Raw genomic sequence first — 24,879 nt, forward strand, 5'->3', positions numbered from 1 at the left:
ACACAGTTGGCGCTCACGGATTGACTTTAATCAATCGATTGATTAAATGGAGGTCATGACAAAGTCGCCCGACCCCAAAAGCCCTCGCCGCGAGCCCACCGAGATGACGCGCGCCGCTCTTGTGCAGGCGGCGCTGAAACTGTTCGGCCGAAAGGGTTTTGACGGCACCTCGACGCGCGAGATCGCCGCGGAGGCGCACGCCAATATCGGTTCGATCGCCTATCATTTCGGCGGCAAGGAGGGTCTTCGCACCGCTGCCGCCGACTTTATCGTCGAAACCATTCAGACGGTTGCCGGCCAGGCGCTCGGCAATATGCAGGCAACCGCGCCGGGCAGTCCCGAGGCGGCGCAAATGCAGCTCTTCGCGGCTCTGGAACGAATGGTCGGCTTTGTCGTGGCAAGCCCGCAGGCCGGCGAGATCGTGCAGTTCCTGTTGCGCGAGCTTTCCCATCCGACGGCAGCGCTTGACCGCATCTATGACGGCGTCTTCGAGCCGACGCACCGCCGGCTGTGCCAGCTCTGGGAACAGGCGACGGGCGAGCCGGCCGAAAGCGAGGCTGCGAGGCTTACCGTGTTCACGCTGATCGGCCAGGTCATCTATTTCCGCATCGGTCGCGAGGCGGTGATGCGCCGCATGGGCTGGCACGACATCGGCGCCGCCGAGGCCGCCAAGGTGGTGGCGGCCACATCGGGCAATCTCAAGGCCATACTGGCTGCCCGGAAGAGGCAAGGATGAAGAGGCAAAGACCATGAGCATTTTGTGTTCGCTGCCGCTCGCCGCGCAGCTTTTCAGCGCCTGTGCCCCGGCTGCGCCGCTGGCCGTCGGCTATGTCGAGGGCGACTATGTGCTGCTGGCGCCGATCGAGGTGGCGCAGGTCGAGACCGTCATGGTCAAGCGCGGCGATCGTGTGGTGCCCGGCACGACCGTGGTGACGCTGGAAAGTGCCGATGCCAGGATCGCGGTGGCGCAGGCCGAGGCCGGCCTCGCCCAGGCGCAGGCGCAATTGGCTGACCTGCAGATCGGCAAGCGGCCAGAAGAGATCGCCGTGCTGAAGGCCGAGGTCGACATGGCGAGTGCCCAGGCCGCCGACGCCAAGCGCAAATTCGACCGCGCCGCGGACCTGTTCAAACGCGGCGCCGGCACGCAGGCCGATTTCGACACCGCCTCGGCGACGCTGGAGACGGCCAACGCGCAGGTCGGCCAGGCCAATGCCAATCTCGCCGTCGGCGGCCTGCCGGCACGGCCGGAGACGATCAAGGCCGCCGACAACCAGGTCAAGCAGGCGCAGGCGACGCTGGAGCAGGCTGAGTGGCGGCTGTCGAAGCGCGTGCTGGCAGCACCCTCGCCAGGCCGCGTCAACGACGTCATCCGCAATCCGGGCGACACCGCCGGCCCGACCGCGCCGGTCATCTCGATCCTGCCCGACGGAGCGGTAAAGCTCAGCGTCTACATTCCGGAGAGCGCCTTCTCCTCGGTCAAGGTCGGCACCTTGCTCGGAGTCCATTGCGACGGCTGCGGCCCGGATGTGAAGGCACGTGTCAGCTACGTCTCGCCCGATCCCGAATTCACCCCGCCGGTGATCTATTCCTTGGAGAACCGGCAGAAGCTGGTCTACCTCGTCGAGGCGCGGCCGGAGGGCGATGCCGGCCCGCTGCAGCCGGGCCAGATCGTCGATGTCGATCTGGCGGACAGCGCAAAATGAATGTCATCGACGTCCATGGCCTGGTCAAGCGTTTTGGCGACAAGACCGTCGTCGACCATGTGACGATGACGGTCGCCGAAGGCGAGATCGTCGGTTTTCTCGGGCCGAACGGTTCGGGCAAGACCACCACCATCCGCATCATGTGCGGCCTGCTGACACCCGACGAGGGCGAAGGCACGGTGCTCGGCTTCAACATCCGCACCGACAGCCTGCGCATCAAACGCGAAGTCGGCTACATGACGCAGAAATTCTCGTTCTACGAGGATCTGACGATCGGCGAGAATCTCGAATTCGTGGCGCGGCTCTACAGGCTGAGGCCGGTCGAAGAACATGTCGCCAGGACGCTTGAAGACCTCGGCCTGGCGACGCGCCGCGACCAGCTGGCCGGCACCTTGTCGGGTGGCTGGAAGCAGCGGCTGGCGCTGGCCGCCTGCATCATGCACCAGCCGAAATTGCTGCTGCTCGACGAGCCGACGGCGGGCGTCGATCCGAAGGCACGGCGCGAGTTCTGGGACGAGATCCATCGCCTCGCCAGCGGCGGGCTGACCGTGCTGGTCTCCACCCACTATATGGACGAGGCCGAGCGCTGCCACCGAATCAGCTATATCTCCTACGGCAAGATGCTGGCCACCGGCACAGTCGCGGAGGTGGTCAAGAATGCCGGGCTGACCACGTTCGTCCTGCAAGGCCCGCGGCTCGACCAGGTGGCCGAAGCGCTGCAGGGGCGCCCTGGTGTCGACCAGGTGGCGCCGTTCGGCGCGACGCTGCATGTCGTCGGCTCCGACAAAAAGAAGCTGGAGGCGGCACTCGCCGATATCGAAAAGCAGCACAAGGGCGTGAAAGTTTCGCCTGGTGAAACCAGCCTCGAGGATGTCTTCATCCAGTTCATGTCCGGCTCGAAGGACAACATGGCATGAACAGCGTCTTTTCCTTCGCCCGGCTTGGCGCCCTGCTGATCAAGGAGTTCATCCAGATGCGGCGCGACCGCATCACCTTTGCCATGATGCTCGGCGTGCCGCTGATGCAGCTGGTGCTGTTCGGCTACGCCATCAACAATGATCCGAAAAGCCTGCCGGCGGCACTCGTGGCAACAAGCAGTGACCCCTACACGCGGGCCATGGTTTCGGCGTTGCAGACCACGGGCTACTACCGTTTCGACCATGTCTCGCAAAGTGCTGCCGATGCGGAGTTCCTGATGTCGCGTGGCGATGTCGCCTTCGTCGTCACCATACCCGCCGACTTCGCTCGGCGGGTCGAACGCGGCGACAGTCCGCGGATCCTGATAGAGGCCGACGCCACCGATCCGGCCGTCGCCAGCGGCGCCATCTCGACGCTCGGCACCGTCGCCAGCCAGGCGCTGCTTCGGGCGCGCGGCATACAGGAGGCGGCCGCCGAGGCGGCGCTTGGCCAGCTCGAAGTGGTGGTGCACCGGCGCTACAATCCCGAAGGCATCTCGCAATACAACATCGTGCCCGGCCTGCTCGGCGTTATCCTGCAGATGACGATGGTGATGATGACCTCGATCGCGCTGACGCGCGAGACCGAGCGTGGCACCATGGAGAACCTCTTGGCGATGCCGTCGAGCCCGCTCGAGATCATGCTGGGCAAGGTGCTGCCCTATCTGGCGGTCGGCGCCGTTCAGGTGGTGGTGGTGCTGGCCGCGGCGAAGCTTCTGTTCGCCATCCCCTTCACCGGCTCGATATCGCTGCTGCTCACCGCCGTGCTGATCTTCGTGCTGGCGCTGGTGCTGCTCGGCTATACGATCTCCACCATTGCCCGCACGCAGATGCAGGCGCTGCAGCTCACCTTCTTCTTCTTCCTGCCGTCGATCATGCTATCCGGCTTCATGTTTCCCTATCGCGGCATGCCCGGCTGGGCGCAGGTGTTCGGCGAGATCCTGCCGCTGACGCATTTCCTGCGCATCATCCGCGCGGTGATGCTGAAGGGAGCCGAACTGCCAGCGGTCGCAACGGAGATCGGCTGGCTGGTGGTGTTCGTGGCATTGTTTGCCGGCGTCGCACTGGTGCGGTTCAGGCGGACGCTGGATTAGACGCCGCGTGAGCGTCAGGGTGCTTTTGCAGCGCGGAAGTCTTGGAAGCCGGCGGGACAGCACCCCCCTCTGGCCTGCCGGCCAGAGGGGGTGTGAAGGATCGCTGCAGCTATCATTCTGCGCCGCTGCAATTCTTCGGAACCAGCTATGCCGCCGCCATGATCCCGGCATAGGTACCGAAATCGACATTGCCGCCGGACAGCACCACGGCAACGCATTTGCCCGATAGCTCGATCTCGCCCGATGACAGCGCGGCCAGCGCGACGCAGCCGCCGGGCTCGACCACCAGCTTGAGGTAGGCCATGGCATCGCGCATCGCCTGGGCCGTCGCCTTGTCGGAGACGGCGATGGCACCAGTGAGGTTCCTGCGATTGATCTCGAAGGTGATCAGGCCGGGCTCGGCGGTCAGGATCGCATCGCAGATCGAGGCGTGGCCCGGCTCGTTCGAAACCCTGGTGCCCGCGACCAGCGAACGGCGGGTGTCGTCGAAGTGCTCGGGTTCCACCGCCCAGACCGCAGTGTCGGGCGAGACGTCCTTGACGGCGACGGAAATGCCGCTCGACAGGCCACCACCGCCGCAGGGAACCACAACCGCGTCGAGGCTGACGCCAAGCGCTCTTGCCTGGCGCATCAATTCGAGGCCGATCGTGCCCTGGCCGGCAATGATGGCCGGGTCGTCGAAGGGCGGCACCAGCACCATGCCCTTTTCGAGGTAAGGGCGGATCACGGTCATGCGGTTGTCGCGAAAACGGTCGAACGGCACCACTTCCGCGCCCATCTTGCGGACATTGGCGATCTTCATCGCCGGCGCGTCGGCCGGCATGGCGATGACCGCCTTGACGCCGAACATCGCCGCCGACGCCGCGACGCCTTGCGCATGGTTGCCCGACGAGAAGGCGACGACGCCCCGGCTGCGTTCCTCTTCGCTGAGCGACGACAGCTTGTTGTAGGCGCCGCGGAACTTGAACGAGCCGGTGCGCTGCAGTGTCTCCGGCTTGAACAGTATGCGGGCGCCGAAGCGCTTATTCAGCTCCTGCGATTCGATCAACGGGGTTTCGACGATCAAGCCGGCAAGCCGGGCTGCAGCGCGGTGGATGTCGGCAATGCCGGGAGGGGTTATGGCGGTCATGTAAGGTCCAGTGGAAGAGAAGGTGTCCTCGCATGATGCGCGCAAACAAACGTGGCGCACCAATGAAAAAATGTGACCGTTACAAAGTTTGGCGGGGCGGCAACGCCGCCGCTGCACGCCCCCCTCTGTCCTGCCGGCCATCTCCCTCTCAGGGGAGATTAGACGTCACGAACACTCTCGCCAACTTCCAACGTCGACAAGAGAAGCGCCGAAGTCGAAACTGCCAATCTCCCTCCTTGCGGGGGAGATGGCCGGCAGGCCAGAGGGGGGTGCTGTCCCGCCGACATCTGGCGGTCGAGCGCTCAGCCGGGGGCCCGCTGCCTACGGCAGCCCCCCGGTTCGAGCCCTTTGAAAGGTCCACCGGATCTTTCAATTCGCCTGCGGCGAACCGGGCTCTCACCCCAACAGCGTCCGCTGCCTCTTGCTCCCGCCCAGCTTGCGCCAGTTGTTGAACCGATGCGTGGCGGCCGCAAAGGAGATTTTCATTTGCTGGGCGACCGAATAGCGCGACTTGCCTTCGTCGAACATGCGGTAGCAGCACTCGACGCCTTCCTCGGTCAGTTTGCCGTCAGGCGCCTTGTTGTGCGGATTGGCGGGGTCGAATTTCTCGATCTGCTGCTCGACCAGGCCTTTCAGGCGATGCAGATCGGCCTCGATGCTGGCGATGAGATCGAGAACGGGCTTGGGATCATAGGGATGCGGAGGCTGTTTTGCCGTCATCTGCCGGCTCCTTGTTCTTGGCTTGGCTCACCCATATAGGTAAACATTCACTGATAATGAAGGCCTTGGTACGCGCGCGGGCTTCAACAATTCTTGACCGCACGCAATTGACCGAAGGCATCTCAAACCATAGTTTAGAACTATTCTAAACTAGGGTGAATTCCTCATGCTTTCCCGCGTCTTCGGCTTCGGCCGCCGTCCCTTCGAATCGCTTACCGAACAGGAGATCCTGGCTCTGGCCATTTCGTCCGAGGAGGATGACGGACGCATCTATCGCGCCTACGCCGATGGTCTGACGGAGAACTTCCCGCAATCGGCAAAAGTGTTCGAGGAGATGGCCGAGGAGGAGGACGGCCATCGCGACGCGCTGATCGAGCTTTTCCGCGAGCGGTTCGGAGAGCGCATTCCGCTGATCCGGCGCGAACATGTGAAGGGTTATTACGAGCGCAAGCCCGACTGGCTGGTCCGGCCGCTTGGCATCGAGCACGTGCGCAGCCAGGCCGAAGCGATGGAGCGGCAGGCCTATCTGTTCTATGTCGAGGCGGCCAAGCGCACCACGGATGCCTCGACCCGGAAACTGCTCGACGATCTGGCGTTGGCGGAACAGGGTCATGAGACGCTGGCGCAGCGCCTGGAGCAGAAGCACGTGCCGGGTGAAGTGAAGGACGAAGAGGCCGCCGCCGAGCAGCGCCAGTTCATCCTCACCTATGTGCAGCCAGGGCTTGCCGGGCTGATGGACGGGTCTGTGTCGACGCTGGCGCCGATCTTCGCCGCCGCCTTCGCCACGCATGACACATGGCAGACCTTTCTGGTCGGGCTTGCCGCCTCGATCGGCGCCGGCATTTCGATGGGCTTCACCGAAGTGGCTTCCGACGACGGCAAACTATCGGGCCGTGGTTCGCCGATAAAACGCGGCATCACCACCGGCGTCATGACGTCGGCGGGTGGCCTTGGCCATGCATTGCCCTATCTCATCCCGCATTTCTGGACGGCGACAGGTGTCGCGGCAGTCGTGGTGTTCTTCGAACTGTGGGCGATTGCCTTCGTCCAGAACCGCTACATGCAGACGCCCTTCCTGCGTGCCGCCTTCCAGGTGGTGCTGGGCGGCGCCCTGGTGTTCGCGGCGGGTGTGCTGATCGGGAATGCCTAGTGTTCTTTCCTTGTCCCACAGGGGGAAAAGGAAGAACCACTCACCCATTCACCGCCCGACTGTCCGCCGGCGCCTCGTCCCTCTCTGTCAGTCCATAGTCGCGCACCACATGCGCGATGCGCAGACGATAGCCGGCAAAGATACCGCCGCGGCCGGCCTTCTGCGCCTGCCGGTGTTCCTCGGTGTTGCGCCAGGCCTCCACCGCCTTCTCATCGCGCCAGAACGACAAGGACAGGATGCGGTTCGGGTCGACCAGGCTCTGGAAGCGCTCGATGGAGAGAAAGCCGTCGATGCCGTCGAGCAGCGGCCGCAAGTCGGCGGCGATGCTCAGATACGCATCGCGCCTGCCTGCCGCCGGCTCGACCTCGAAGATGACGGCAATCACGGCAGCACCAGTTTCGCGTGCGGTCCCGAGACGTGTTTCAGGAACATGCGGTCCTCCTTCAGGATGAATCTTTCGCGCTTGGCGAACTCATAGTTTGCCTTGCCGGCGGGATCGGCGGCAAGCCGGGCGCGGTAGGCTTCGTAGGCCGCCAGGCTGTCGATGTTGTAAGCGGCATAGGCGGTCGTGGCCGAGCCCTCATGCGGCGCGAAATAGCCGATCAAATCGGCGCCGCAGCGCGGAATGGCCTGGCCCCAGTTGCGCGCATACTCCTCGAAGGCGGCTTTGCCGAACGGGTCGATCTCGTAGCGGATGAAACAGGTGATGGTCATGGTGGTCTCCTTGGGTTTTCGCATCGATAGTTCGAGCAGCGTCGATACATTGTGCCGCCTGGTCTGCTAGGCAATCGTGGTGACGGTCACGCTTGCCAGAAGGATTTCGCGCATTCGCGGCGCACGTCTTGCGGCGTCAGGCCAAGGTCGCGCAGCAAATGGTCGTCGATCTCGGCAAGGTCGAGACGTTGCAAATGGCGGTCATACCAGCGGGCCAGCAGCCGCGAACGCAGCCAGGTAACGAACGGGAACGATTGACGGCCGGGGAGCGGTGCCGAGGGGAAAGCGGTTCGCGCGGTCATCGTCGTCTCCTTGATCTGCCCGGAGAATAGTGGTTATCTGACAAGAATGCTTCGACGGAGAACGAACTATGCGTGAAGGACCCGACATAGCCCGCATCGCCAGTCTGGTCGGCGATCCAGCACGGGCAAACATGCTGAATGCCCTGAGGGGCGGCACGGCGCTGACGGCGAGCGAACTGGCGCTCGAGGCCGGTGTGTCACTGCCGACCGCCAGCTCGCATCTGGGCAAGCTGATGGAAGGCGGGCTGCTCACGGTGGCGAGCCAAGGTCGGCATCGCTATTACGGTCTCGCCGGACCGCAGGTGGCGGGCATGATCGAAGCCATCACCGGCGTCGCGGAAGCCGTTGGCCCAAAGCGCGTGCGACCGGGTCCCCGCGACGGAGCGATGCGGGTGGCGCGCGTCTGCTACGATCACCTCGCCGGCGAGCAGGCGGTGGCGATGCTCGATCGCCTTGTCGCAAAAAACGTCCTGGTCCGCGACGACAAGGAAATCAGGCTCGGGCCGGCGGCCGCATCGCATTTCGCCGCTATCGGCATCGATGTCTACACCAAGCCGCGCCGGCCGGTGTGCCGCGCCTGCCTCGACTGGAGCGTGCGCCGCTCGCACCTCGCCGGCACGCTGGGCGCCGCCATCCTCGACAAGATCTTTTCGGAAAAATGGGCGCGCCGCGAAAAGGACAGCCGCGCGGTCATTTTCTCGCCCGCGGGCAAGCAGGCTTTCGAGAAGGTGTTTCTAGCCTGAGCGGGCGAAGTCCTAGCCCCGCTTCAGCACCTTGCCCTGCTTGAAGAAATCTGCCCACGGATCGGCTTGCGCCAGCTGCTTCATCGTCGTCTTGTCGCCGATCGGGAAAGCGTTCGGCGCCAGCCCGGCCTCGATCTCGGCCCAGGTCACCGGCATCGACACGGTGGCGCCCCTCTTGGCGCGTGACGAATAAGGCGCGACCGTCGTCGAGCCCCTGCCATTGCGCAGATAGTCGACGAAGATCTTTCCCGTGCGCGCCTTCTTCGACAGCGTCGCCGTGTAGCGGTCGGGGGCACCCTGTTCGAGCGCGCGAGCAAAATCATGGGCGAACGGTTTAACCGCCTCCCAATCCGCCGACGGCTTCAGCGGCACCAGCACGTGGTAGCCCTTGCCGCCGGATGTCTTGACGAAATTCGGCAGCGACAGCTCGTCGAGCTTGCCTCTGATATCGAGTGCCGCCTCGCGCACCGCCTTCACGTCGACGCCTTCATCGGGATCGAGATCGAAGATGATCTGGTCCGGCTGCTCCAGTCTGTCGACGGTGCAGCCCCAGATGTGGATCTCGACCACGCCGTACTGGACCAGCGCCGCAACGCCGTCGAAATCCCGGATGAACAGTATCTCCTCGCCGTCGGTCGGGTCCTTCATGCGGGCGATCTTGTCGCTCATGCCGGCCGAGGCGTGCTTCTGGAAGAAGCGCTGGCCGCCGATGCCGTCCGGCGCCCGCACCAGGCTGAGCGGCCGGTTGACGATGAATTGCTCCATGCGCGGCCATACCTGCGCGTAGTGGTCGAGCAGCCCTTGCTTGGATATTTTTTCGTCCGGCCACAGCAGCTTGTCGGGATGCGAGAGTTTGACCGTGGTGGTCATCGACCCGGCGGGTTTGGCGGCACTGCCGGCCGGCGGCTTGGCCTTGGCTGGGCCTTTGCCCGTCGCCGCCTTCGGCTTTTCCTGCACGACTTCCTCCGCCGGCTTGTCCTCGCGCAATCCCTGGAACGAGGCGTGGCGTATTATACGGTCGGACGTCCAGCTGCGAAACTCCACTTCGCCGACAAGTTCCGGCTTCACCCAGACCAGTCCCTTGCCCTTCGGCACGGCTGCGGCGAAGGGCGATGATTTTGCCGTCAGCGCATCGAGCTTTGCCTTCAAGTCGGTGGCGCCCTTGCCGGAGAAGCCGGTGCCTACACGTCCGGCATAATGCAGTTTGCCACCCTCGTGGAAGCCGACGAGGATCGAGCGCAACCCCCGCCCGGTCTTGTCCGACGGTAGATAACCGCCGATGACGAATTCCTGCCGCGCCGTGCATTTCGACTTCACCCAGGTGGGGCCGCGCCCGCTGCGATACGGCGCATCGGCGCGCTTGGAGACGACGCCTTCCAGCCCCATGCGGCAGACATGCTCCAGCATGATCTTGCCGGGTTCGGCGAAATGGTCGCTGAAACGCACCGCCGGATTCTCGGATTGCTTGCCGAGCAGCTCCTGCAGGGCCTGCTTGCGCTCGACCAGAGGTGCCCGGCGCAAATCCTCGCCATCGAGGCGCATCATGTCGAAGACATAGTAGAGGAAGCGGTCCGTCCGCTTCGCTGAGAGATCGGCCTGCAGCAGCGCGAAGGAAGACACGCCGTTATCGGCCAGCACGACGACCTCGCCATCGATGATGGCGTCGCTGCATTTCAGCCCGGCGAGTTCCGCGACGATCTCCCCGCCGAACTTCTCCGTCCAGTCGAGACCGGTGCGGGTCAGCAGCCGCACCTCCGTGCCGGCGATTTGCGCCTGCATGCGATAACCGTCGAACTTCACCTCGTGCAGCCAGTCCTTGCCCGGCGGTGCTTCCCGCTCCAGCGTGGCGAACTGCGGCTCGATAAAATCGAGTTTCGTGCTCCCGGCCTTCGCCTTGCCGGCGGCCGGCTTGTTGGAATGCCAGACCTTTGGCTTCTGGCCCTTGGCGGTCTTGCCTTCGCCGACCTCTTCGATCGTCAGGCCCGACTTCACCGATTCCGGCGCTTCCGTCAGAATGTCCTCGCCGGGACGCGCGGCGGCATCGTCCGACTTGATCAGCAGCCAGTTGTCGCGCTTTTCACCCGCGCGCGGCTTCAGCCGCACCAGATGCCAAAGGCCGTGCAGTTTGTGCCCCTTGAGCTCGAAGCTGATATGGCCCTTCTTCATCGCCTTGGCCGGATCGATCTCGGGTGTCCAGGTGCCTTCGTCCCAGACGATCACCGAACCACCGCCATATTCGCCCTTGGGGATTGTGCCTTCGAACGGTGCATAGTCGATCGGATGATCCTCGACATGCACCGCCAGCCGCTTCTCATGCGGGTCGAGGCTCGGGCCGCGCGTCACCGCCCAGCTCCACAGCACGCCGTCATGCTCGAGGCGCAAATCGTAGTGCAGCCGCGTCGCGGCGTGCTTGTGGATGACGAAGATGCCGCCGGCCTTGGCTTTGGTGTCGCGAGAAACCTTGCCGGCCGGCTCGGCGGTCTTCCTGAAATCGCGCTTGGAATGATACTGTTCGAGGCTGGCCATCGCTTCGTGTCCTCAGGCCGATTTGCGCTTGGGCGCACCGGCTTTCGGCTTGGCGCGTTTAGCCTTCGCCGAAGCCTTCGTCGCGTCGCCATCCGACGACAGGCTCTTCTTCAGCGCGTCGAACAGATTGACGACATTGGAGGGTTTGGGCGCCGCTTTGGCGTTGGGCGCCTTTCTGCCCGCCTTCTTGGCGCGGACCAGCTCGAGCAGCGCGTTCTCGTATTCGTCCTCGAATTCCGCTGGATCGAACTTCGCTTTCTTCTTGTCGATGATCAGCTCGGCCAGCTCGGTCATCTCCGGATCGGTCTTCACCGCCTTGACGTCGCCGAACACCGTGTCGGGCTCGCGCACCGTTGTGTCGTAGCGCAGCGTCGTCAGCACCATGCCCATGTCGAGCGGTTCGATCACCACGGGGCGCTCGCGTTGATAGAGCACGATGCGCGCCAGTCCGGCCATCTTCTTGCCCGCCATGGCATCGCGGATGACGGCGAACGCCTCTTCCGACACCTTGTCGGCCGGCGTGACATAGTAGGGCGTGTCGAGATAGATCTGCTGGATCGAGGCTTTGTCGACGAACCCGTCGAGAGCCAGCGTATGCGATGCTTCGATCCGCACAGCCTCGATTTCGTCCTCCTCGATTTGAAGGAATTCGCCGTCGTCGACCTCATAGCCCTTGATCTCGTCGCCGTCACCGAGCGGCTTGCCGGTTTCGGAATCGACATAGATGCGCTTCACCGTGTTGCCGGTCTTGCGGTTCAGCACCCGAAACGAGACCTTCTCGGCGTGGCTGACGGCATTGGTCAGCTCGACGGCACAGGTGACCAGCGACAGCTTCAGATAGCCCTTCCAGGCTGGACGCGGCGCCATGACTTTTCCCTTCCACGACCCGATAAGGGTGAGAACGGACAGAGCCCGCTCCAGTTCCGCCATCGCGCGACGAATGGAGGTCCAGGTCGGTTTGCGGCGCCGAGGCGCCAAGCACGGAAATTTCACGGGCGCGGCAAAAGTTGAAACAGAACCGCGCGCGGGCGACATTCAAACGAAACATATGTGATGCAAAAGTCACATTGGCCGGAATGCCGACCAACTGCACGGAAAGACCCCGAATCAGCCGCATTCCAGCCACGAAGCAAGGCATTTTTGACCCGATATTAACATCACGTTCACCGACTATTCACGCCTCGACGCTATGATGACCGCAATTCGGAAGGGACATCCGAAAATCGGGACAGGGACCAGGTAAATGAACTTCATCGCGCACCTCATCGGCTATGCCGCCGCCATCCGCGAATTCGTTGCGCCGACATATCGGCCCGAGCGCTATTACATGCGCGGCCCCGGCCCGGCCTGCGCCCGTCGCGGCAACTCGCTGGGCGCGCACTGATCATGGCTTTCGAAAATCGCCACGACAGCCGGATTTGCAGGCCCGCCACCTCTACCCGCGCCACCACCTATCGCGCCGAGCGTCCCGCTGTCGTCGACGGGCGACATGCGACATCGCCACGGCTTTTGGTGCCATTGCTGGCTGGCTTAGTATCATAGGACAGCCGAGGCCGGCGTGACCGACCGTCCCACGTCGGATCGTCCCTCCGAAATATCCAGCGACGCACGCCATCCTCATCGTTTTCGATGGCGTCTGCGTTCTGTGCTCCGGTCGTGGGCATGGTGTTCAGTTTCCCATCCGCTCATCGGATTGATCGTGCGCTATCGCGGCTGGCTCGTGCCGTCCGACCCGCATGGTTCCAGCACGATGGAGGCGCCAGTCGCCCTGCCCAGTTCACGGCAGCCCTGAACCGTGCACAGCGTCCAGCCGTCGCCGGTGGCACCCGAGGCAGCGAGCACGACGCGCCGCTGCGGACCGACATCAGGCGTATAAATCCACCAGCCGTCTTTCAGCACCGCGCCTTCCGGAGGTTCCATGCCGGCGCCAGAACCTTCGATCCGCGCCTCGACCACCTGCAGGCCGGAAGGCGTCAGCTTCCAGTCCTCCTGCCAGCGCGTCCGTTCCACCGAATGGGTCCAGGACAGCGTGAAGGCGGCAACCGAGAGCGTCACCGTCTTGCCGGCGGCCAGGATGCACAGGCTCATGCGGAGATCGACGCCTGCCGCGCCCGCCAGCAATGCCAGCCGATCCAGGCAAGCGACAGCGCCCAGCCGGCCTCGTCGGTGAGCGGTACCGCGGCGACCAGCAGCACGCCGGCGGCGAAGGCCAGCAGGCGCTCCCACCACGCCATGCGCCTGACGAGGAAGCCGACGGCGGCGGCACCCCACAGCATTATGCCCATGCACGCCTTGGCGACGATGTAGGCGACCTCGACCGGATAGCCGAACTGGGCGGCGATCGGCCCGGCATCCTGCAGCATCAGCGCCGGCGTGTAGACCGCCATGAACGGCACGACGAAGCCGGCAATGGCAAGCTTGGTCGCCTGGATGCCGATCTTGAGGCCACTTTCCTTGGCCATCGGTGCCGCGGCAAACGCGGCCAGCGCCACCGGCGGCGTCAGGTCGGCCATGATGCCGAAATAGAAGACGAACATGTGGCTGACCAGCAGCGGCACGCCAAGCGACAAAAGCGCCGGCCCGGCCAGCGACGAGGTGATGATGTAGTTGGGAATGGTCGGGATGCCCATGCCGAGCACCAGGCAAGTGACCATGGTCAGCACCAGCGACAGGAAAAGATTGTCCTCGCCAATCGAGATGATCCAGCCGATGAAGGTCGAGGCGATGCCGGTCAGCGTCAGCGTGCCGATGACGATGCCGACGATGGCGCAGGCGATGCCGACCGGCAGTGCGTTCTTGGCGCCTTCGGCGAGCGAATCGACGCAGATCCGCAGCGTTTCGCGGCCGCCCCTAGAGGTGAAGCAGGCGACGACCAGCGCGGCGATGACGAGGCCGAGGAGGTTGACGCCGAATTTCATGAACGAAGCCGCCGCAAGCCCGAGGGCCAACCAGAACACGATGCGGAAGGCGAGCGGCCCGATCGCCGCGGCCAGCGGCGTGCCGAGGATGAGCACGATGGTCAGCGCCAGGCCCATCGTGCCGGCGAAGATCGGCGTATAGCCGGCGAACAAAAGATAGATGAGGGCTGCGAGCGGCAGCACCAGCGGCCAGTGTTGTTTCACCGCGTCCCACGGGTTGGGCAGGTCCGCCTTCGCCATGCCGTGCAGGCCGGCCTTGCCGGCTTCCAGATGCACCTGCCAGAAGCAGGCGCCGAAATAGAGCAACGCCGGGATGATCGCCGCCTTGACCACTTCGGCATAGGGCACGTTCAGCGTTTCGGCCATGATGAAGGCGACCGCGCCCATCACCGGTGGCATGATCTGGCCGCCCATCGAGGAGGTCGCCTCGACGGCGCCGGCGAAAGCCGAGCGGAAGCCGAAGCGCTTCATCAGCGGGATGGTGAACTGGCCGCTGGCCACCACGTTGGCGACGCCCGATCCGGAAATGGTGCCCATCAGCGCCGACGACAGCACGCAGACCTGCGCCGGGCCGCCGCGCCATGTGCCGACAAGACCTAGCGCGAAATCGTTGAACAATGCGATCATGCCGGCGCGTTCGAGAAAGGCGGCGAAGACGACGAAGATGAAGATGTAGGCGGCCGAAACATAGATCGGCGTGCCGTAGATGCCTTCGGTGCCATAGGCGAAGGTGTCGACGAGCTGGGCGAAATCATAGCCACGATGGGTCAGTGGCGGCGGCAGATGATTGCCGACGAAGCAGTAGGCGAGGAAGATGAAGGCGATGACCGCCAGCGGTAGCCCCATCAGCCGCCTCGCGGCCTCGAAGACCAGCACCACCAGCACGGCGCCGACGATAAGGTCCGGCGTGGTCAGGAAGCCGGAGCGGCGGATGAGGTCGATATAGAACACCCAATTGTACAGGCCGGTGCCAAAGCCGAGCGCGCCGAGCGTCCAGAACGCGGCCTTCGCCGGCACGCTGGTGGCGCGCAGATTGGCGATCAGGCCGAAGCCGAGCAGCAGCAGGAAGCCGACATGCATGGCCCGCACCACCTGGCTCGGAATGCTGCCATAGGCGGCGACGTAAATCTGGAACACGGAAAAGGCGACGGCGATGAGAAAGGCGGCCTTACCGGCGAGCCCTTCGCCGAAGCCCGGCGGCAGGCCTTCTACCTGCTCTTCGGCGGGCGCAAGCACGGTCGGGGTTTTCGGATGGACGTCAGTCATTGGCGGGTTCCTGGCGGTGCTTTCCCTCCCCCTCGAGGGCAGGGCCGAGCGAAGCGAGGCGGGCGGGGTCATTGCGGCAGTGCGCGGCCTGGACCGACCCCACCCGTCCACCCGCCTTCGGCGGCTGTCCACCCTCCCCTCAAGGGGAGGGAAAGGCGCTTACTTCAGCAGCCCCTTCTCCTTGTAATACCGCTCAGCCCCCGGATGCAGCGGCACCGGCATGCCGTCGAGCGCCTTGGCCGGGTCGATCGCCTTGGCGGCCGCATGCGCCGCGGCAAGCTGGTCGAGATGCTCGAACAGGAGCTTGGTCATCTGATAGGCGGTTTCATCGGAGACATCGGCGCGGGTGATGAGGAAATTGCCGACGGCGGCGGTGGCGACATCCTCGCTCTGGCCCTCATAGGTGCCCTTGGGAATGACCACCGAAAGATAGGGCGCACCGATCTTGGCGACGTCCTGCTCTGGCACGGCAACGACGTTGATCGGCACGGAGGTGGCGAGGTCGCGGATCGAGGCGACGCCGAGCCCGGCCGATTGCAGCGTGGCGTCGAGCTGGCGGTTCTTGATCAGCTCGACCGATTCGGCGAAGGGCAGATATTCGACGCGGCCGAGATCCTCGTATTTCAGCCCGGCGGCGGCGAAGATGGCGCGCGCGTTGAGCTCGGTGCCGGAGGCTGGCGCGCCGACCGACAGGCTCTTGCCCTTGAGATCGGCCAGCGTCTTGATGCCGGATTCCTTGCTGGCGACGATCTGGATGTAGTTGGGATAGATGGCGGCGATGCCGCGCAGTTTGTCGAGCTTGCCTGGATATCCGGCCTCGGTGTTGCCCTCGGCGGCCAGCTTGACGGAATCGCCGAGCGCAAAGGCGATCTCGCCCTTGCCCTGCTGCAGCAGATTGAGATTTTCGACCGAAGCCTTGGTCGCCTGCACCTGGGTGCGCGCGCCTTCGATGCCCTTGCCGTAGATTTCAGACAATGCGACGCCGAGCGGATAATAGACACCGGACGTGCCGCCGGTCAGCACGTTGATGAATTCCTGTGCCTTGGCTGAGACAGCGCCCAGGCCAAGCGAGAGCGCCACGGCGCCGGCCGCAACGAATTTCGTTCTGAAATGGAACATCGGATCTCCTCCCTGAAAATATCGACGACCGCACCGCCTCCCAGGTGCGAACCGGAGCGAGTTTAGACAGCGAGCCGCAAATGCCAACCCGCAATTGTGCTCGTTGGACGAACGGTTGAGGGATCGGGAAACAGATGGCGGCTTGCGCAAAAAGCCAGCGCAGCCGAAAGTTTTTTTGAGCTGCCTGTCGAAATCGCGCGCTGCCGCGCGACATACGTCCGGCTCGCAACGAAGCGGCCTTCGAAACAACGGGAGAAGACCATGCGATACATGATTTTGATCAATAACGACGAAGCCGCATTGGCGAACACGCCGATCGAGAAGGCCCAGCAGATGAGCGCGGCCTATGGCGCCTATACCGAAGCGTTGAAGAAATCCGGTGCGTGGCTGGCTGGCGAAAGGCTGCGCCCGACCCAGGCAACCACCTCGGTGCGGATCGCTGACGGCAAGACCAACGTGATTGACGGCCCCTATGCCGACACCAAGGAGCAGCTTGCCGGCTTCTACATGATCGAGGCGGCCGACATCGATACAGCCATCGAATGGGCGGCACGCTGTCCGGCGGCCAGCACCGGCACGGTCGAGTTGCGGCCGATCTGGGAAATGGCCGACTACATGCCCAAGAAATGACGAGGTGATGGACAGTCGCCCGGAGATCGCCTGGGCGGCGGCGGAAACCGCCGCCCGGCAAAGCTACGGCAAGCTGGTCGCCTGGCTCGCGGCGCGCACGCGTGACGTGGCCGCCGCCGAGGACGCGCTGGCTGACGCCTTTGCCGCGGCGCTCGAACGCTGGCCACGAACCGGCGTGCCCGAAAAGCCGGAAGCTTGGCTGCTGGCGGTGGCAAGGCGGCGCCGCGTCGATGCGGTGCGGCGGCGGCTGACCAGCGAGGCCGGCCGCGAGCATCTCAAGCTGATTGCCGAGGAGATGGAGGCGCGCATGACCGACGAAGACCTTCCCGACGAACGGCTGCGGCTGATGTTCGCCTGCGCCCATCCGGCAATCGAGCCCGGCATTCGTTCGCCGCTGATCCTGCAGACCGTGCTCGGGTTCGACGCGGCAACGATCGCCTCCGCCTTCCTGGTGTCACCGGCAACGATGGGCCAGCGCCTGGTGCGCGCCAAGAACCGCATCCGTGAAACCGGCATTCCGTTCCGCGTTCCAGACCGGACCGAACTCGGCGAAAGGCTGGATGCGGTGCTGGAAGCGATCTACGCCGCCTTTGCAGAAGGCTGGTCCGATCCCGCGGGCACCGAAACGCGGCGCCGCAATCTGGCCAGCGAAGGCATCTGGCTCGGCCGCCTGATGGCTTCGCTGATGCCGGAAGAGCCCGAGGCGCTGGGCCTGCTGTCGCTGATGCTGTTCGCCGAGGCGCGGCGCGCGGCACGGCGCGATGCGGCCGGAGATTATGTTCCGCTGGCCGAGCAGGATCATACGCTGTGGGATGGCGCTTTGGTCGACGAAGCGGAATCCCTGCTCCGCCGCGCCGCCACCATGGGCGTCATCGGCCGCTACCAGCTTGAGGCGGCGGTTCAGTCCGCACATGCGGCACGACGGCTGACCGGCCGCACCGACTGGGTGGCGGTACGCGAGCTCTACGACGCGCTGCTCTCGATCGCGGGATCACCGGTGGTGGCGATCAACCGCGCGGTGGCGATCGCCGAGGCCGAGGGTGCCGTGGCTGGACTGGCGGCCCTCTACGTGCTGGGCGACGACAAGCGGCTAGATGAGTATCAGCCCTATTGGGCAGCCCGCGCCGGTCTCCTGGCCAGGCTCGGCCAGGCACCGCAGGCATGCGAAGCCTATGACAGGGCGATCGGCCTCGAGCGCGACCCAGCGGTGCGCCGGTTCCTGCAGGGCAAAAGGGCGGTGCTGCGAAATTGAGCCTCGCCAAGGCGGCGCTTTGCCGTCCGTTCAGCCTGGCCACATCTCATGCGATGTGTTGAGCGTCTTCATCAGGGGATGCTCGCGCAGCTTCGACCACAGACGCTCGATATCAGGCCAGGTCGCCCGCGCCCTTTCGGCGTCGGGATGCCAGGCCACCAGCATGGCGAGGTAGATGTCCGCGAGCGACATTCGGTCGCCGACCAGCCAGTCACGGCCTTCGAGAGAGGCATCGAGGACGGCGAAGCCGCGGTCCATCTCGGCGACGGCTGCCTGCTTGACCGCGTTGGTGCCTTCGGCATCGGTCGTGTAACGATGCGCGTAGTAAAGCCGTAGGATCGCCGGATAGAGCACTGATGACATGAAGGCCATCCAGCGGAGGAAGTCGGCGCGGGCAGGCGCGTCGGCCGCCGGCGCCAGGCTGGCATTGGGATGACGCTCGGCAAGCAGGATGCAGATCGCCGCCGATTCGGTCATCGAGCTTCCGTCCGGCAACGTCAGCACCGGCACTTGGTTCAAGGGGCTGATGTCGAGGAAGGCCGGATCGGGCCGGTCCGTCTTCGGCACGTCGATCTGCTCGAACGGCGCGTTCGCCAGCGCCAGCGCCGCCTCGACGACGAAGCCGCCGCTGCCCGGACGAGTGTAGAGCTTGTGCATGAAATCCTCCCGGGCCGCGAAAGGCGGACCGGTGGGATATGAACCGGAAGCAGGGTGCTGCTCAAGCCGGTGGCTGGCGCCACGAGGGACTTTTTTCAGCGGGCCAGCCTAGTCGCGAAGAAGCGTAGGACTACGAGCCCAGCCCCTCGAACAGGATGGTCGACAGATAACGCTCGGCGAAGGACGGGATGACCACGACCAGGTTCTTGCCCTTGTTCTCCGGCCGCGAGCCGACGACGATGGCCGCCTGCAGGGCGGCGCCCGACGAGATGCCGACCGGTACGCCTTCGAGTCGGGCGACGAGGCGGGCATTTGCGACCGAATCCTCGTTCGACACCGTGACGATCTCGTCATAGATCGTCGTGTCGAGGATTTTGGGCGCAAAGCCGGCGCCGATGCCCTGGATCTTGTGGGGGCCGGGCTGGCCACCCGACAGAACCGGTGAGGAGTCCGGCTCGACCGCGACGACATGCACCGAGGGCTTGCGCTTCTTCAGCACCTGGCCGACGCCGGTGATGGTGCCGCCGGTACCGATGCCGGCGACGAAGATATCGACCTCGCCATGCGTGTCGTTCCAGATTTCCTCGGCCGTCGTCGTGCGATGGATTTCCGGATTGGCGGGGTTCTCGAACTGCTGCGGGATGATCGCGTTGGGGATCGTCGCGGCCAGTTCATCGGCCTTGGCGATGGCGCCCTTCATGCCTTTCGGGCCCTCGGTCAGCACCAGCTCGGCGCCAAGCAGCGCCAGCATTTTCCGGCGCTCGATCGACATCGTTTCCGGCATCGTCAGGATCAGTTTGTAGCCCTTGGCGGCGGCGGCGAAGGCAAGCGCTATGCCGGTGTTGCCCGACGTCGGTTCGATCAGCGTGGTTTTGCCGGGAGAAATCTTGCCGGCTGCCTCCAGCGCCTCGATCATCGCCACGCCGATGCGGTCCTTGACCGAGGAGATCGGATTGAAGAATTCGAGCTTGGCGATCAGATTGGCGACGATGCCCTTTTCCCGAGCGAACTTGTCGAGCCGCACCAGGGGCGTGTCGCCGATCGTATCGGTGATGGAATCGTAGACACGGCCGCGACCGGGTAAACGGGCAGAGGTGACGGGCTTGTTCATTGGTTTCGCTCCCAGAATTTCAGGCAAGTGGAGAATTTCAGGCAAATGGAATTCAAGCCGGCAAGATAGGGCCTTCGGCCGCGCAAGATAGACTGTCGGCTGAAAATATCCGAGTGGGACCTGTGTCGAAAACGTCGCGCCCCCGGAAAAGCATTTCGCGAAAAGGCCTGTTTACGAAATACTTTGGCCGAAAAGCCCTCTATTGCCGGGCGGCAATCGCCGCGGCGGCGCCGACCATGAAGCCGGCGGCGGTGCGGTTCAGCGCCTTGAGCGCGCGCGGCGACTTCAGGAACCAGCGCGCCTTGGCCGCCAGCGCCAGATACGGCACCAGCACCACCAGAAGCACGACGACCGTCAGCGCGACAAGAATGCCGTAATCGGTCAGTGTGATGGTCTTCAGGTCGACGATGGTCGGCGTGATCGCGAGGTAGAAGACCATCGTCTTCGGATTGCTGAGCGTGACGGTCAGGCCGGCAAGGAAGCTCGACAGCAGCCCGCCCTTGCCCTTCTTCGCCTCGACGGTCTCGGGCGTGATGCCGCTGTTCCAGAAGCGCCAGCCGAGGAAGGCGAGGTAAGCGACACCGAGCCATTTGATGGCGAGAAAAACCATGCCGAAGGTCTGCGCGACGAAGGCGAGACCGAGCACCACGGCGGTCAGATAGGTGAGGTCGCCAGCCATCAGGCCAAAGGACATCGCCAGGGATGAGCGGAAGCCGGAGCCGAGCGCACGCGCGACGAGCGCGGCGACGCCGGGGCCAGGAATGGCGGCGGCGATGCCGAGAGCGGCACTGTAGGCGAGGAATCCGGTGAGGGTCATGGTTGTGGCCTTGCGCGCGACGCTGCTATCGCAGCCTCCTATCGCACAAAGTCCGCCAGACGTGAATTCCCTGCCCCCGAATTCGATTGCACCACGCCGGCATGCGAATTTGCGCTCAGGAGCGGCCGCCGTCATGGGTGACGCGCCAGATGGTGCCGTTGCCGTCCTCGGTCACGATCAGCGCGCCGTCCTTCGCCACCGCCACGCCGACCGGCCGACCCCAGACCTCGCCGTTGGAGACGACGAAGCCGGTGATGAAATCCTCGTATTCGCCGGTCGGCTTGCCGTCGCTGAACAGCAATCTCACCACCTTGTAGCCGGTCCTGTTGCCACGGTTCCATGAGCCGTGCAGAGCGACAAAGGCGTCACCCTTGTATTCGGACGGAAAGCTCTTCCCTTCGTAGAAGGCGATGTTGAGCGGCGCCGAATGTGCTTGCATCAGCACGTCGGGAATGGTCGCCTTGCCGGCAAGATCGGGGCGCGCGCCCTTGTGGCGCGGATCCTCGTTGTTGCCGATATAGTACCAGGGCCAGCCATAGAAGGCGCCCTCCTTGACCACGGTCGCATATTCGGGCGGCACATTGTCGCCGAGCGCATCGCGTTCGTTGACGACGCACCACAGCGCGCCGGTCGCCGGCTGCACGGCCATGCCCGAACAGTTGCGCAGGCCAGTGGCGACGATGCGACCGTTCTTGCCGTTGGGATCGAAAGCCAGCACAGCCGCGCGGCCATCCTCGGGACCCCAGGCAGCGCCGAGCGGCTGCGACTTCGCCCAGGCGTCGAGGCCGCCTTCCGGTTCGTTGCCCATATCCTGCGCGGCGTTCGAACCAGACCCGACCGATAGATAAAGCGTCTTGCCGTCCGGCGAGAAAGCGATATCGCGGGTCCAGTGATGACTTGAAGGGATGTCGTCGACGATGGCCTCCGGATCGCCTGATGCCTTCAGGTCGCCATTGCGATAGGCAAAGCGCACCACGCTGTCGCTGTTGGCGACATAGACCCATTGCGGGTCGTTGCCCGGAGGATAGAAGCCAATGCCATAGGGCTGGTTGAGATTGCCGGCAAAGATGCCTTTCTCAATGGGCTTGGCACTGCCGTCGGCGAGGCGGTAGACGCGGATCTGGTTGCCTTCGCTGTCGGCGACGAACAGGTCTCCGTTCGGCGCGACGCGCACGACGCGCGGATTGTCGATGCCCGACGCGATCAGCTCGGCCGAAAAGCCCGGCGGCAGTTTCGGCTTGGCGCCTGCCGGTCTTTCGGCGAGGCCGGCGCTGTTGGAGGCGGAATTGGTGACGTCGGGCTTTGGCAGATCGTTCGGCTTGATCAGGCGGCGCACACCCGGCCTGTCGGCACGCCAGTCGCCGAAGGCGGCGGCACCTTTCAATACGGGCTCCGCCTGCTGGGCGAATGCAGCGGCGGTGAGAAACACCGCGGCGGAGATGGCCAGCCCGGCCAATCGGATCATTCAATCCTCCAAACCCGGTCACACAATGAACGGCCGCAAAGGGGCAAACGAGCGGTTTCGTCTGTTGTTCCGCGGCACACGATCAGTTGAAGTGAAAGCGGAGGTTTTTTGCCTCAGGTCCCAGCGGCGTAGAAATCGTCATCGAGACGTTTTTCCAGTTCGACGAGATCGGCCGGCAGCGGCAGGCCCATGGCGCGCATTTCCCGCAGTTTTTCACGCAACTGCTCCTGGATCTCGTGCTGGTCTTCCGGCTGGTTGACCATCTCCTCGAGCAGCAGGCTGATCCGGGCTTTGAATTCTTCGAGCGCCATTCTTTTTCTCCTCGGAGGCCTTAGGTTTGGATCTAAGGTGCTGAGATTCAGGTCAGGCCGGCATCCCCGGAATATCAATACACCTAGCGCAGCATGCGGGATATCAGCTGCGCCGTATAGTCGACCATCGGCACGATGCGGGCATAGTTGAGCCGGGTCGGGCCGATGACGCCGAGCGCGCCGACGACGCGGGCGTCTTTGTCGCGATAGGGCGCGACCACCAGCGATGAGCCGGACAGCGAGAACAGCTTGTTTTCCGAGCCGATGAAGATGCGCACGCCCGATCCTTCCTCGGCGAGGTCGAGCAACTGGATCAACCCGTCCTGCGTCTCCATGTCCTCGAACAAGTGCCGCAACAGTTCGATATCGGCCTGGGCGGTGACGTTTTCGAGCAGATTGGCGCGGCCGCGCACGATCAGCCGTGCCGGCAGGCCGCTGTCGGCGCCGGCCCACACCGCCAGCCCCTTTTCGACCAGGTCTTGCGACAGCGTGTCGAGGGCGGCCCTGGTCTCTTCCTTGATGCGGGCGATCTCGATCCGCGCCTCGGCCAGCGTGCGGCCGCGGATATGGGCGTTGAGGAAGTTCGAGGCCTCGTGCAGCTGCGAGACGGTGACGCCGGCGGGCAGCTCGACGACGCGGTTTTCGACATCGCCATTCTGCGACACCAGCACCGCCAGCGCCTTGGTCGGCTCGAGCTGGATGAATTCGATGTGCTTCAGCGCCACTTCGTTCTTGGCGGCAAGCACCAAGCCGGCGCCGCGCGACATGCCCGACAGCATCTGGCTGGCCTCGGTCAGCATGTGTTCCAGCGTCGCGCCCGAGCCGGATGCCCGCACCTGCGCCTCGATGGCGCGGCGCTCCTCGTCGGAGAGATCGCCAAGCTCCATGAAGGCGTCGACGAAGAAACGCAGGCCGGCCTGCGTCGGCAACCGGCCGGCCGAGATGTGCGGCGCGTAGATCAGACCGAGATGCTCGAGGTCGCTCATCACGTTACGGATGGTGGCCGGCGACAGCGAGGACGGCAGGATGCGCGACAGGCTGCGTGATCCCACGGGTTCGCCGTCCTTGAGATAGGAATCGACGATGCGCCGGAAGATGTCGCGCGAGCGCATATCCAAAGATTGAAGCGCGGGCGACTGCGAACTCGGATCGACTGGCTTGGTCATTGCGGCCAAAAACCTCCGGCCCAAGGATATAGACTTCGCTACGGCCCGCGCAACCCGGTGTGCGCGCGTCAGATCACCCGGTGTCTGTGTCGGATCGTCGGGCCATTTTCCTTTGCGCCGTGCGTCCCATGCGGTTACAAGCCGGCCAAGATTCCGAAAATGATACAAGAAAGCAGCCTGAATGCGCCCTTCCAAACGCCAATTCGACGAAATGCGCGCCATCTCCTTCGAGCGCGGCGTCTCCAAGCATGCCGAAGGCTCGTGCCTGGTGAAGTTCGGCGACACGCATGTCCTGTGCACGGCCAGCCTCGAAGAGAAGGTGCCGGGCTGGATGCGCAATTCCGGCAAGGGCTGGGTGACGGCGGAATACGGCATGCTGCCGCGCTCGACCGGCGAGCGCATGCGCCGCGAGGCTTCCGCCGGCAAGCAGGGCGGCCGCACGCTGGAGATCCAGCGGCTCATCGGCCGCTCCTTGCGTGCCGTGGTCGATCTGCAGGCGCTGGGCGAGCAGCAGATCACCGTCGACTGCGACGTCATCCAGGCCGATGGCGGCACCCGCACCGCCTCGATCACCGGCGGCTGGGTGGCGCTGTATGACTGCCTGCGTTGGATGGAAGCCCGCCAGATGGCCAGCGTCGCCAAGGTGCTGAAGGACCATGTCGCGGCGATCTCCTGCGGCATCCATGACGGCCAGCCGGTCATCGACCTCGACTATATCGAGGACTCGTCGGCCGGCACCGACGCCAATTTCGTCATGACCGGCAAGGGTGGCATCGTCGAGATCCAGGGCACCGCCGAGGGCGAGCCTTTCTCCGAAGGGCAGTTCGCCGAATTGATGGGCCTGGCCAAGAAGGGCATCCAGCGCCTGGTCAGCCTGCAGCAGATGGCAGTGGCTTGAGGTTTCGAATGCCGAGCCAAGGCACCCCCCTCTGGCCTGCCGGCCATCTCCCCCGCAAGGGGGGAGATGGGCTGTGGTTGCGGGTTTCGCCAATCACCAACTTTGCAAGTCATGAGCCAGCGCTGATGCTTCCAATCTCCCCCCTTGCGCAGGGCTGTCCGGGGAAAGTTTTGAGTGAATCGAAATGCCGCATGTGCATGCCCCGTAAAACGGGGTTTGTCCGTCTTCTCTC

General features: G+C 64.3%; 26 protein-coding genes. 10 read left to right on the forward strand and 16 right to left on the reverse strand.

Going from position 1 to position 24,879, the window contains the following annotated elements; translation table 11 throughout:
• Positions 1 to 55: 55 nt before the first annotated feature.
• From NKH19_RS25695 to NKH19_RS25710, 4 genes are read left to right on the forward strand one after another with little or no spacing between them, the layout of a single operon-like run.
• On the forward strand, positions 56 to 736 hold the full coding sequence (locus tag NKH19_RS25695) for a CerR family C-terminal domain-containing protein (protein WP_352872410.1): 681 nt from the start codon (positions 56 to 58) through the stop codon (positions 734 to 736).
• A gap of 13 nt (positions 737 to 749) precedes the next feature.
• The gene (locus NKH19_RS25700) at positions 750 to 1,703 is read left to right on the forward strand and encodes an HlyD family secretion protein (RefSeq protein ID WP_352872409.1); all 954 of its coding nucleotides are present in this window, start codon (positions 750 to 752) and stop codon (positions 1,701 to 1,703) included.
• Positions 1,700 to 2,620, forward strand: coding sequence for an ABC transporter ATP-binding protein (locus NKH19_RS25705; protein WP_352872407.1), 921 nt, complete (start codon positions 1,700 to 1,702; stop codon positions 2,618 to 2,620). Before NKH19_RS25700 ends, NKH19_RS25705 begins: the two co-directional genes overlap by 4 nt.
• Positions 2,617 to 3,753, forward strand: a complete 1,137-nt coding sequence (locus tag NKH19_RS25710; protein WP_352872405.1) for an ABC transporter permease — start codon at positions 2,617 to 2,619, stop codon at positions 3,751 to 3,753. The genes NKH19_RS25705 and NKH19_RS25710 overlap by 4 nt, the downstream gene beginning before the upstream one ends.
• Positions 3,754 to 3,898: 145 nt before the next feature.
• On the opposite strand, the gene NKH19_RS25715 is transcribed toward NKH19_RS25710, so the two are convergent.
• A complete protein-coding gene (locus NKH19_RS25715) occupies positions 3,899 to 4,882 on the reverse strand; it encodes a threonine/serine dehydratase family protein (RefSeq protein WP_352872403.1) in 984 nt (327 codons plus the stop codon).
• A 396-nt stretch (positions 4,883 to 5,278) separates the two neighbouring features.
• Positions 5,279 to 5,602 carry a hypothetical protein gene (locus NKH19_RS25720; RefSeq protein ID WP_352872401.1) on the reverse strand — a complete coding sequence of 108 codons (324 nt, stop codon included), beginning with the start codon at positions 5,600 to 5,602 and terminating at the stop codon, positions 5,279 to 5,281.
• A gap of 166 nt (positions 5,603 to 5,768) precedes the next feature.
• Here NKH19_RS25720 and mbfA point away from each other — a divergent pair, with 166 nt between their 5' ends.
• Positions 5,769 to 6,752 carry an iron exporter MbfA gene (gene mbfA / locus NKH19_RS25725; RefSeq protein WP_352872398.1) on the forward strand — a complete coding sequence of 328 codons (984 nt, stop codon included), beginning with the start codon at positions 5,769 to 5,771 and terminating at the stop codon, positions 6,750 to 6,752.
• Positions 6,753 to 6,792: 40 nt separating this feature from the next.
• Here the strand turns inward: mbfA and NKH19_RS25730 are convergent, their stop codons facing one another.
• From NKH19_RS25730 to NKH19_RS25740, 3 genes are all read right to left on the reverse strand, one after another.
• The gene (locus NKH19_RS25730; RefSeq protein ID WP_352872396.1) at positions 6,793 to 7,137 is read right to left on the reverse strand and encodes an antibiotic biosynthesis monooxygenase family protein; all 345 of its coding nucleotides are present in this window, start codon (positions 7,135 to 7,137) and stop codon (positions 6,793 to 6,795) included.
• Positions 7,134 to 7,466 carry an NIPSNAP family protein gene (locus tag NKH19_RS25735; protein WP_352872395.1) on the reverse strand — a complete coding sequence of 111 codons (333 nt, stop codon included), beginning with the start codon at positions 7,464 to 7,466 and terminating at the stop codon, positions 7,134 to 7,136. The genes NKH19_RS25730 and NKH19_RS25735 overlap by 4 nt, the downstream gene beginning before the upstream one ends.
• Before the next feature lie 86 nt (positions 7,467 to 7,552).
• Positions 7,553 to 7,768, reverse strand: a complete 216-nt coding sequence (locus NKH19_RS25740; RefSeq protein WP_352872394.1) for a DUF1127 domain-containing protein — start codon at positions 7,766 to 7,768, stop codon at positions 7,553 to 7,555.
• A gap of 68 nt (positions 7,769 to 7,836) precedes the next feature.
• Between NKH19_RS25740 and NKH19_RS25745 the strand changes: the two genes are divergently transcribed.
• Positions 7,837 to 8,511 (forward strand): ArsR/SmtB family transcription factor, encoded by a 675-nt coding sequence (locus NKH19_RS25745; RefSeq protein WP_352982980.1) that lies wholly within the window; start codon positions 7,837 to 7,839, stop codon positions 8,509 to 8,511.
• Between the two features lie 12 nt (positions 8,512 to 8,523).
• Here NKH19_RS25745 and ligD read toward each other — a convergent pair whose 3' ends face one another.
• The gene (ligD, locus tag NKH19_RS25750; protein ID WP_352872392.1) at positions 8,524 to 11,037 is read right to left on the reverse strand and encodes a DNA ligase D; all 2,514 of its coding nucleotides are present in this window, start codon (positions 11,035 to 11,037) and stop codon (positions 8,524 to 8,526) included.
• A gap of 12 nt (positions 11,038 to 11,049) precedes the next feature.
• Complete coding sequence (ku, locus tag NKH19_RS25755; protein ID WP_352872391.1) at positions 11,050 to 11,904, reverse strand: non-homologous end joining protein Ku; 855 nt, start codon at positions 11,902 to 11,904, stop codon at positions 11,050 to 11,052.
• Between the two features lie 376 nt (positions 11,905 to 12,280).
• Between ku and NKH19_RS25760 the strand changes: the two genes are divergently transcribed.
• Positions 12,281 to 12,421, forward strand: a complete 141-nt coding sequence (locus NKH19_RS25760) for a hypothetical protein (RefSeq protein WP_352872390.1) — start codon at positions 12,281 to 12,283, stop codon at positions 12,419 to 12,421.
• A 320-nt stretch (positions 12,422 to 12,741) separates the two neighbouring features.
• On the opposite strand, the gene NKH19_RS25765 is transcribed toward NKH19_RS25760, so the two are convergent.
• The 3 genes from NKH19_RS25765 to NKH19_RS25775 form a co-directional block, all read right to left on the reverse strand.
• Complete coding sequence (locus NKH19_RS25765; RefSeq protein ID WP_352872389.1) at positions 12,742 to 13,125, reverse strand: DUF1850 domain-containing protein; 384 nt, start codon at positions 13,123 to 13,125, stop codon at positions 12,742 to 12,744.
• On the reverse strand, positions 13,122 to 15,221 hold the full coding sequence (locus NKH19_RS25770) for a TRAP transporter permease (protein ID WP_352872388.1): 2,100 nt from the start codon (positions 15,219 to 15,221) through the stop codon (positions 13,122 to 13,124). The genes NKH19_RS25765 and NKH19_RS25770 overlap by 4 nt, the downstream gene beginning before the upstream one ends.
• Before the next feature lie 159 nt (positions 15,222 to 15,380).
• Positions 15,381 to 16,340 carry a TAXI family TRAP transporter solute-binding subunit gene (locus tag NKH19_RS25775; protein ID WP_352872386.1) on the reverse strand — a complete coding sequence of 320 codons (960 nt, stop codon included), beginning with the start codon at positions 16,338 to 16,340 and terminating at the stop codon, positions 15,381 to 15,383.
• 261 nt (positions 16,341 to 16,601) lie between these two features.
• On the opposite strand from NKH19_RS25775, the gene NKH19_RS25780 reads away from it, so the two are divergent.
• Together NKH19_RS25780 and NKH19_RS25785 are read left to right on the forward strand one after the other, a co-directional pair.
• Positions 16,602 to 16,970, forward strand: coding sequence for a YciI family protein (locus NKH19_RS25780; RefSeq protein WP_352872385.1), 369 nt, complete (start codon positions 16,602 to 16,604; stop codon positions 16,968 to 16,970).
• A gap of 7 nt (positions 16,971 to 16,977) precedes the next feature.
• Positions 16,978 to 18,222, forward strand: coding sequence for an RNA polymerase sigma factor (locus NKH19_RS25785; protein ID WP_352872384.1), 1,245 nt, complete (start codon positions 16,978 to 16,980; stop codon positions 18,220 to 18,222).
• A 30-nt stretch (positions 18,223 to 18,252) separates the two neighbouring features.
• On the opposite strand, the gene NKH19_RS25790 is transcribed toward NKH19_RS25785, so the two are convergent.
• The 6 genes from NKH19_RS25790 to hrcA form a co-directional block, all read right to left on the reverse strand.
• Positions 18,253 to 18,879: a glutathione S-transferase family protein gene (locus tag NKH19_RS25790; protein ID WP_352872382.1), complete on the reverse strand. Its 627-nt coding sequence runs from the start codon at positions 18,877 to 18,879 to the stop codon at positions 18,253 to 18,255.
• 130 nt (positions 18,880 to 19,009) lie between these two features.
• Positions 19,010 to 19,990 (reverse strand): cysteine synthase A, encoded by a 981-nt coding sequence (gene cysK / locus NKH19_RS25795; RefSeq protein ID WP_352872381.1) that lies wholly within the window; start codon positions 19,988 to 19,990, stop codon positions 19,010 to 19,012.
• Between the two features lie 199 nt (positions 19,991 to 20,189).
• Positions 20,190 to 20,807 (reverse strand): LysE family translocator, encoded by a 618-nt coding sequence (locus NKH19_RS25800; RefSeq protein WP_352872379.1) that lies wholly within the window; start codon positions 20,805 to 20,807, stop codon positions 20,190 to 20,192.
• 115 nt (positions 20,808 to 20,922) lie between these two features.
• Positions 20,923 to 22,272, reverse strand: a complete 1,350-nt coding sequence (locus NKH19_RS25805; RefSeq protein WP_352872378.1) for a PQQ-dependent sugar dehydrogenase — start codon at positions 22,270 to 22,272, stop codon at positions 20,923 to 20,925.
• A 113-nt stretch (positions 22,273 to 22,385) separates the two neighbouring features.
• Entirely contained in the window at positions 22,386 to 22,583 is a 198-nt protein-coding gene (locus NKH19_RS25810) for a hypothetical protein (protein WP_013528634.1), read from the reverse strand.
• Between the two features lie 83 nt (positions 22,584 to 22,666).
• A complete protein-coding gene (hrcA, locus tag NKH19_RS25815; protein ID WP_352872376.1) occupies positions 22,667 to 23,749 on the reverse strand; it encodes a heat-inducible transcriptional repressor HrcA in 1,083 nt (360 codons plus the stop codon).
• Between the two features lie 181 nt (positions 23,750 to 23,930).
• Between hrcA and rph the strand changes: the two genes are divergently transcribed.
• The gene (rph, locus tag NKH19_RS25820) at positions 23,931 to 24,647 is read left to right on the forward strand and encodes a ribonuclease PH (RefSeq protein WP_023762602.1); all 717 of its coding nucleotides are present in this window, start codon (positions 23,931 to 23,933) and stop codon (positions 24,645 to 24,647) included.
• Positions 24,648 to 24,879: the final 232 nt, after the last annotated feature.

Origin of the sequence: Mesorhizobium sp. M1338, from assembly GCF_040318045.1 — a bacterium.
GTDB lineage: Bacteria > Pseudomonadota > Alphaproteobacteria > Rhizobiales > Rhizobiaceae > Mesorhizobium.

Bases quoted from the DNA above. Each gene is read 5' to 3' on its own strand.
- NKH19_RS25780 (WP_352872385.1), top strand. From the start codon at position 16,602: ATGCGATACATGATTTTGATCAATAACGACGAAGCCGCATTGGCGAAC.
- NKH19_RS25735 (WP_352872395.1), bottom strand. From the start codon at position 7,466: ATGACCATCACCTGTTTCATCCGCTACGAGATCGACCCGTTCGGCAAA.
- NKH19_RS25700 (WP_352872409.1), top strand. From the start codon at position 750: ATGAGCATTTTGTGTTCGCTGCCGCTCGCCGCGCAGCTTTTCAGCGCC.
- ligD (WP_352872392.1), bottom strand. From the start codon at position 11,037: ATGGCCAGCCTCGAACAGTATCATTCCAAGCGCGATTTCAGGAAGACC.
- rph (WP_023762602.1), top strand. From the start codon at position 23,931: ATGCGCCCTTCCAAACGCCAATTCGACGAAATGCGCGCCATCTCCTTC.
- NKH19_RS25770 (WP_352872388.1), bottom strand. From the start codon at position 15,221: ATGACTGACGTCCATCCGAAAACCCCGACCGTGCTTGCGCCCGCCGAA.
- NKH19_RS25740 (WP_352872394.1), bottom strand. From the start codon at position 7,768: ATGACCGCGCGAACCGCTTTCCCCTCGGCACCGCTCCCCGGCCGTCAA.
- NKH19_RS25790 (WP_352872382.1), bottom strand. From the start codon at position 18,879: ATGCACAAGCTCTACACTCGTCCGGGCAGCGGCGGCTTCGTCGTCGAG.
- NKH19_RS25800 (WP_352872379.1), bottom strand. From the start codon at position 20,807: ATGACCCTCACCGGATTCCTCGCCTACAGTGCCGCTCTCGGCATCGCC.
- NKH19_RS25810 (WP_013528634.1), bottom strand. From the start codon at position 22,583: ATGGCGCTCGAAGAATTCAAAGCCCGGATCAGCCTGCTGCTCGAGGAG.
- ku (WP_352872391.1), bottom strand. From the start codon at position 11,904: ATGGCGCCGCGTCCAGCCTGGAAGGGCTATCTGAAGCTGTCGCTGGTC.
- NKH19_RS25760 (WP_352872390.1), top strand. From the start codon at position 12,281: ATGAACTTCATCGCGCACCTCATCGGCTATGCCGCCGCCATCCGCGAA.
- NKH19_RS25695 (WP_352872410.1), top strand. From the start codon at position 56: ATGACAAAGTCGCCCGACCCCAAAAGCCCTCGCCGCGAGCCCACCGAG.
- NKH19_RS25765 (WP_352872389.1), bottom strand. From the start codon at position 13,125: ATGAGCCTGTGCATCCTGGCCGCCGGCAAGACGGTGACGCTCTCGGTT.
- cysK (WP_352872381.1), bottom strand. From the start codon at position 19,990: ATGAACAAGCCCGTCACCTCTGCCCGTTTACCCGGTCGCGGCCGTGTC.
- NKH19_RS25775 (WP_352872386.1), bottom strand. From the start codon at position 16,340: ATGTTCCATTTCAGAACGAAATTCGTTGCGGCCGGCGCCGTGGCGCTC.
- NKH19_RS25705 (WP_352872407.1), top strand. From the start codon at position 1,700: ATGAATGTCATCGACGTCCATGGCCTGGTCAAGCGTTTTGGCGACAAG.
- hrcA (WP_352872376.1), bottom strand. From the start codon at position 23,749: ATGACCAAGCCAGTCGATCCGAGTTCGCAGTCGCCCGCGCTTCAATCT.
- NKH19_RS25710 (WP_352872405.1), top strand. From the start codon at position 2,617: ATGAACAGCGTCTTTTCCTTCGCCCGGCTTGGCGCCCTGCTGATCAAG.
- NKH19_RS25745 (WP_352982980.1), top strand. From the start codon at position 7,837: ATGCGTGAAGGACCCGACATAGCCCGCATCGCCAGTCTGGTCGGCGAT.
- NKH19_RS25785 (WP_352872384.1), top strand. From the start codon at position 16,978: ATGGACAGTCGCCCGGAGATCGCCTGGGCGGCGGCGGAAACCGCCGCC.
- NKH19_RS25720 (WP_352872401.1), bottom strand. From the start codon at position 5,602: ATGACGGCAAAACAGCCTCCGCATCCCTATGATCCCAAGCCCGTTCTC.
- mbfA (WP_352872398.1), top strand. From the start codon at position 5,769: ATGCTTTCCCGCGTCTTCGGCTTCGGCCGCCGTCCCTTCGAATCGCTT.
- NKH19_RS25805 (WP_352872378.1), bottom strand. From the start codon at position 22,272: ATGATCCGATTGGCCGGGCTGGCCATCTCCGCCGCGGTGTTTCTCACC.
- NKH19_RS25715 (WP_352872403.1), bottom strand. From the start codon at position 4,882: ATGACCGCCATAACCCCTCCCGGCATTGCCGACATCCACCGCGCTGCA.